7 protein-coding genes are annotated in these 6,201 nt (G+C 39.5%); 3 read left to right on the top strand and 4 right to left on the bottom strand.

The genetic code is table 11. The features are described 5' to 3' along the window. The first annotated feature begins 356 nt into the window (after positions 1-356). Together BUA11_RS06640 and BUA11_RS06635 are read left to right on the top strand one after the other, a co-directional pair. Positions 357-908, top strand: coding sequence for a hypothetical protein (locus BUA11_RS06640; RefSeq protein WP_072759686.1), 552 nt, complete (start codon positions 357-359; stop codon positions 906-908). Further along, positions 896-1,732: an endonuclease/exonuclease/phosphatase family protein gene (locus BUA11_RS06635; protein ID WP_072759684.1), complete on the top strand. Its 837-nt coding sequence runs from the start codon at positions 896-898 to the stop codon at positions 1,730-1,732. Before BUA11_RS06640 ends, BUA11_RS06635 begins: the two co-directional genes overlap by 13 nt. A 40-nt stretch (positions 1,733-1,772) precedes the next feature. On the opposite strand, the gene BUA11_RS06630 is transcribed toward BUA11_RS06635, so the two are convergent. The 4 genes from BUA11_RS06630 to speD form a co-directional block, all read right to left on the bottom strand. Continuing rightward, positions 1,773-2,300, bottom strand: coding sequence for a cupin domain-containing protein (locus BUA11_RS06630; RefSeq protein ID WP_072759682.1), 528 nt, complete (start codon positions 2,298-2,300; stop codon positions 1,773-1,775). 28 nt (positions 2,301-2,328) lie between these two features. After that, positions 2,329-3,636 carry an RNA-guided endonuclease IscB gene (gene iscB, locus BUA11_RS06625; protein WP_245789596.1) on the bottom strand — a complete coding sequence of 436 codons (1,308 nt, stop codon included), beginning with the start codon at positions 3,634-3,636 and terminating at the stop codon, positions 2,329-2,331. A 298-nt stretch (positions 3,637-3,934) separates the two neighbouring features. Then, positions 3,935-4,813, bottom strand: a complete 879-nt coding sequence (gene speE, locus BUA11_RS06620) for a polyamine aminopropyltransferase (protein ID WP_084634391.1) — start codon at positions 4,811-4,813, stop codon at positions 3,935-3,937. 54 nt (positions 4,814-4,867) lie between these two features. Further along, positions 4,868-5,287 (bottom strand): adenosylmethionine decarboxylase, encoded by a 420-nt coding sequence (speD, locus tag BUA11_RS06615; protein WP_072759676.1) that lies wholly within the window; start codon positions 5,285-5,287, stop codon positions 4,868-4,870. Positions 5,288-5,608: 321 nt separating this feature from the next. Here speD and BUA11_RS06610 point away from each other — a divergent pair, with 321 nt between their 5' ends. After that, positions 5,609-6,199, top strand: a complete 591-nt coding sequence (locus BUA11_RS06610) for a queuosine precursor transporter (RefSeq protein ID WP_072759674.1) — start codon at positions 5,609-5,611, stop codon at positions 6,197-6,199. The last annotated feature ends 2 nt before the right edge of the window (positions 6,200-6,201 follow it).

The raw sequence follows: 6,201 nt of genomic DNA, 5'->3' as shown, positions 1-6,201 counted from the left end.
TAGGTGAGAAAGCCGGTCACCTCCATTAGGAAAGTAACCAGGATACGAGAATAAGCAAACTCACCATACCTCAAATAGGACGAAGGAATGTGAGAGTGTGGAACAAACCAGGTGGGCATAAGAGGGTTAGTTTGAGGGAAAATGGTGGGGAAGTAGTTAAAAAAAATAATCTAAGAAGGAATAAAGCGACATAAAAATAATGAATTAATTCATTAAAGATAAAAAATTAAAATTATTAAGATTTTAGATAAACTCTTTTGGAAAAGAAAGGGAAGTAAGAATTTTTTGAAAAAATAAGAAAAAACGTATTTCAGGAGGCTAATCAAAAATATTTCTTTGAAGAGGAGGTGAATAATATGGAAAGAATAGATATCTATAGGATAGGGAGCTGGAAATGGATAATAACGAGCTTAGTTTTTTCAGTGGCTCTTGGATATTTTGTTTTCGGACCATATGGTGCGGGATTTAACAAAGAGATTGATAAGAACATCATAGATTCAGAGATCTGCCTTGGCAGAGAATATGTAGTGAAATGCTTTGAGTTAATTACGCAAGAAAGAGTTTCCAGGTTCGTATACTTACACGTCATAGATTCTTTTTTTGCTTTGAGTTATTCTATACTTCTTTGGTCAGTCCTTGTAAGGATATTCCTGATGAAGCTGAATCTTGGAAATTCATTTCTAACAGCTTTTGGATTATTCGGTGGAATGTTCGATATTCTGGAAAACATATCGCTTATAATCATGGCATTCTTAACACAACACAGCATTAATTTCAAAAGAGTTTGCATTGGACTCATGATTTTCACACCAGCGAAGTTCATCTTGCTTTTCTTAGCTGTTATACTAATTGTTGCTGGAATAACACTGATCGTAGTTAGAAAGGGGAAAGAGACGTGGAACTATTGACACTCAATCTGCACACATACCAAGAAATCGTATACAACGATGAAGATACGATTGAGGGTTTCTTGGAAAAGTATAAGTCCATTCAAAGAAAGATCGTCGAGCTAATTGCAAATGAAGATGTGGAAATATGTTTTTTCCAAGAAGCGGGTCAATATATGCATGAAGAACCAGATATTTTTTTACATGGAGTCGACATCAAGAAGAGCAACTATGTCAGAAGACTTGTTGAAATGCTTGCAGAATATGGGAAGATTTATCATTTTGTCTGGGACATGGCGCACTACGGGTTTGGTATATGGGAGGAAGGACTTGGCATCGTTTCAAAATTTCCAATCGTTGATTTTGAATCAAGATATGTTTCAAGAAATCAAGACGTAAACACATTTTACACAAGGAAAATCATCAGAGCAAGGATAGAGGACAAAGGTGGACCTATAGATCTGTATTCAGTGCACTTTAATTGGAAAGAAGCTGGATTTGAAGATGAATATGAAAACTTTGTTAGCTGGGTGGAAGAGATTGGAAACGAGAGATTCATAATAGCAGGTGATTTCAACGTTTCGTACGGTTCAGAAGAATATAAAATGGTGATGAAAAGGGAAATTCTTGGTTTGAGCGTCTTAGACTCTTGGATGGTTGCAAATCCAAATGAACCTGATAGACCTACATTTATTGGTGATAAGATAAGCGAAGAGAGTGCAAGGATAGATTACATTTTAGTTCCTGAAAATTTTTTAGTAAAGAGTGCGAGAATTGTTTTTGAAAGTGAAAGGGTATCGGATCACAAAGGGGTTTTGGTTGACGTAGAAATATCACAAAAATAGAAAACAAAAGGTGGACGAACGTCCACCTATTTTTTGAATTTCAAATTGTCTGTATCCACAGTATGACAGCTTTTTCTTTGCCCGGGTTTCTCATGTAGTGTACACAGTCGCCTGAGTAGTAAAAACACTCTCCTTCGTTCGCTCTGTACCTTTTTCCATCTATATATATGTCGACAGAGCCTTCTACAACGTATCCGAACTCGTCGCCGTCGTGATAGTCTTCTTTATCTGTCTGGGCTCCGGGTTCAAGTTCGACTATCTTTGCATCGAGCTCTTTGTCTTCCACAGCGTCCATCAGTATATCTATCTTTACTCCCTTTGGTAAATCGTATACAGGTACCCTTTCGTCTTTCTTGAATACGATCTTTTTCTGCTCTTCGGAAAAGAAATGTTTCAAATCTGTCCCAAGGACTCTGAGAATTCTCTCGAGAGTTTCAACAGATGGAGAAACTTTGTCACTTTCAAGCTGAGAGATAAAACTTCTCGACAGATCGCATCTATCGGCGAGTTCTTCTTGTGTATATCCTCTTGCGAGTCTAAGTCTTTTAAGTTTACTTCCCAATTTCATCAATTTACGGCTTCGGAGACACGCAACTTTAGTCGTGTGAGGAGATAGCCGCTTCCCTCCTTTCCAACATTATCGTCTTTGATTTCTCGAAATGTTTTAATTTGCTGTATTTCACACTATCGTGTATTCTTTCCCCTGAAAGACTTCTTATTACAAAATATCCACTACTTCTTGTTCCAGCTATGATTCCTATCTTCCCTTCGTATTCTATTTTGTCAAACCTTCTGAAACCGTATGATTGTTTGATTGTATTAACCGGTCTTATACCACCTTTGATTGGATTGACTTTATGCAATGACCTATTTTGTCTTCTGAAAAACTTACCAAAATACCATTCTTTCGCTCTCTTCTGAACTGTCCCTCCCCCTATGACATATGCATCATTTCGGTGCGTCTTTTCCAATCCAAACTCACTTCTCTTTGCTTTGGTGATACTACCGTATGTAACTCTGACATCCTCGTACAGTTCCTTTAGCTCATTAACTATATGCCAACCTATCGTCGATACGTGACTCGCATCTTTGAGAATCCTTACCTTCTCTATCTTGCTCTTTGGTATCTTTAACCTGCCCTCATGTATTGCTTTGTGCTCTTGTGCTGTTAAGACTATCAGGTTTGAAGGATTGTCCGTCCCACCTCCGCTTCTTGGAACTATATGGTGAACTTCCAAAACTCCTTTTTTGCCAGATACCTCCGATTTATATCCTGCTCGCCATAGACAATATTCTCTCACATCCCAAAAACCTTTCTGCACTCCATTTTGATATTCTTCTCCTTGGATATCTGGATTTAATATCTTTTGGGTATCAAACGGTGCAACTTCTACGATAACCTTTGATATCGGCAGTATCTTGCTGAGCATGTTGACTATTCTAATATGTGCATCTACTTTCCACCTTAGACTTGGTGCAAGCCATCCTTCTGGTTTACGCCTATTCAAAAATCTTGCTTTTCTGTACCTCGTCTTGCGATACCTTCTTAACTGTCTGTATTCTCTTCTTTCGCACAATAAGTCTTTGATGTCAGTTCTGAGTTCTATCTCCGATGAAAATACTTCTTTCTTATCTGTTATGGCTGAGACACCGACTGTTTTTGAACCAATGTCGATGCCAACTGTTACTGGCTGTACATATGTGGTTGTATCATACAAAAGCTGAATTGTGAAAGGCTCTCTTTTGACAACTTTCGCAAGTCCTTGTTTTAAAAGTCTTCTTACTTTTCCATGCCTTTTAGTTGGCACGAGAGGTTTCCCCTGTTGAGAAATAGCATACACCATATGGTGTAAGCCTCCTTGCGGAGTTAGGAGCTCATCGCCAATGTTAGATGGGCTTGTCATGTCTGCCACACTGTCCCTACCCCTCAGGACTGTTTAATGACAGACGACAGAGCATGGAACTTGAGCAGCATTCCATGGTGTCATGACCCATCTAACGTAGCCAAGAAGCCTATTGGCTTTGGCTGAGGCTAGTCAACGAGGGCTTCAAGCCCGCCACTTCAGTGGTGGGGCGTTGACGATTTCACCTCAAGCCACATATGAGTATCTTGTTAATATATTTTCTCACCTATTTTATCACAACAGCTTTGAAAAATCAAAAACGGCAGGACTTGCCTGCCGCCTTTAAGTTCAATTTTCTTTAGTCTTCTCCGATGTACTTTCTGACAAAGTTTGGAAGTGCAAATGCCGCTTTGTGAATTTCTTCGTTATAGTACCTCAAAGGTTCTTTGAAGTTCCTAACTTTTTCAGGATTAAAGTCTTTTATTGGATCAATTCCGGTTTTCGAAGCGAATGTGTACGACCACATTCCGCCGGGGTAAGTTGGCATGAAGCCTAAGTACATCTTTGCAAGCGGGAAATTTGCCTTAATTCTCTTGTAGGCTGTTGTGCCCCATTCCCAGTCGTAAGTCATACCTTCTGTCTGGGCACACAAGATACCATCTTCTTTGAGTGCTTCATTACAAGCCTTGTAGAATTCAAGAGTGAAGAGGTGTCCGCCTTCACCAGCTGTTGGGTCTGTCGAGTCGATTATTATCACGTCGAATTCGTTCTTGAACTGCCTTACGAATTTAGCACCATCTTCGTAGACAAGCTCAACCCTTGGGTCGCTGAGTTTGTTTGACGTGTATGGCAGATATTCGATAGCTGCCTTGACAACCAACTCGTCTATTTCGCACATTACGGCTTTTTCTACGGAAGGGTGTTTCAAAACTTCCCTTATGCTTCCTCCGTCGCCACCGCCGATGACAAGGACCTTTTTTGGATTTGGGTGCATGAACATCGGTACATGCACAAGCATTTCGTGGTACATGAATTCGTCTATTTCTGTAGTCATCGTTATTCCATCAAGAGAGAATACTCTACCATAGAATGGACTTTCAAATATATCGATCCTCTGGAATGGGCTTTGCGCTGAGTAAAGCCATCTATTAACCCTCATGAATAATCCGCCAGGATCTTTTGAATACCATTCCATATATATACTGTGCCTACCTGTTTTAAGTTCCTTTTCTTCCATAGGCATTCCCTCCTTCTCAGATTAATTTAATCGGTTCGGATTTTGGGTTTGCAATTACAAGCTTACTGCTATCTTTTCTTCTTCGATTACAGTCTTGTGCGGTGCGTTTTCGGGGATGCCTACTTCGTCGTATCTTCCTCTTACGTGTTCAACTACATGAGCTCTTTGTGATCTGAATACCTTTTTGAGATAGCTAAATGCTTTCCATGGGTCAACGTGGTCACCGCAGGTAAATAGGTCAACAGCTGCATAACCGTACTCTGGCCATGTGTGAATTGTTAAGTGCGACTCGCTTATTATGACCACACCGCTCACTCCGTAGGGGAGGAACCGGTGAAAAGAAGAGTTAACTATTGTGGCACCAGTCTCGTATGCTGCTTGTTTCATGTGAAACTCGATACCATCGATGCTGTCAAGTATTTCCTTGTCACAGTCGTAGAATTCGGCTATGATATGTCTTCCCAAGCTTTTCATGGTAATCCCTCCCCATGTAAGATTTTTGTTCATGTTCTAAAAGCTCGTCAGTAAATGAATTTCGTTATTGCGGTTTATGTTCACTTAAGTAGACCAGACATTTCCATATAAGTCGGCATGTTCAGTTAAGTGAACATAAACCGTCAGTATTACGGACAATATTATATACCCCATGTTTCAGTTTTTTGGTTACTGATATGTAACACTTTTACTAATTTTTCTGTCGGTTTTTGCTTAGTTTAAATCTAATAGAGTATAATAATTTGCCCTGAAAAAAGAATAGCTAATACAGCATATAAGACCGAAAGGAGTGTTGAGAAGGTGGAACGAAAGGAAAGGCAAGGCATGATTTTTACTACGCTATTTATAACAGGTATTGTTGTTTCGAATGTTATCGCAGCGAAGGTTGTTAAGTTTGGTGTTTTCCTATTTCCAGCATCGATTATAAGTTATACATTCACATTCATAATTGCAAACATGGTCTCTGACGTGATTGGAAAGGAACGTTCAAAGTTCCTTGTTTGGATGGGATTCTTAGCACAAGCGACTGCAAGTGGATTGATTTTGCTCGGGCTCTTCATGCCTGCTGCTTCTGTCGACAGGGGAGAGGCTTACAGGATAATCTTGGGAATGAACTGGAGATTCACACTTGCGAGTTTAGCGGCGTATGGAACTTCACAATTCATGAATTATTACATATTCAATTCTAAGAGATTTAAGAGTGCAGCAGTAGCAAATCTTGTTTCAGTCCTCGTTGCTCAATTCTTTGATACAGTTGTTTTCACGCTTGTTGCGTTCCTCGGAGTGTACAATCAATTGATCTCTATGGTATTGTCTCAGTACGTAATAAAGATTATAATAGTATTAGTTGCAAATCCTGTTTTTATGCTCACCAAAAAGATGAAAGGGTGATT

The organism is Fervidobacterium gondwanense DSM 13020 (assembly GCF_900143265.1).
In the GTDB taxonomy this organism is placed as follows: Bacteria; Thermotogota; Thermotogae; order Thermotogales; family Fervidobacteriaceae; genus Fervidobacterium; species Fervidobacterium gondwanense.
This window is presented reverse-complemented; position numbering and strand designations above follow the sequence as displayed.

Excerpts from the sequence above, each read along its gene's own strand:
- speD (WP_072759676.1), bottom strand. The coding sequence starts at position 5,287 with ATGAAAAGCTTGGGAAGACATATCATAGCCGAATTCTACGACTGTGAC.
- BUA11_RS06640 (WP_072759686.1), top strand. The coding sequence starts at position 357 with ATGGAAAGAATAGATATCTATAGGATAGGGAGCTGGAAATGGATAATA.
- iscB (WP_245789596.1), bottom strand. The coding sequence starts at position 3,636 with ATGACAAGCCCATCTAACATTGGCGATGAGCTCCTAACTCCGCAAGGA.
- speE (WP_084634391.1), bottom strand. The coding sequence starts at position 4,813 with ATGGAAGAAAAGGAACTTAAAACAGGTAGGCACAGTATATATATGGAA.
- BUA11_RS06630 (WP_072759682.1), bottom strand. The coding sequence starts at position 2,300 with ATGAAATTGGGAAGTAAACTTAAAAGACTTAGACTCGCAAGAGGATAT.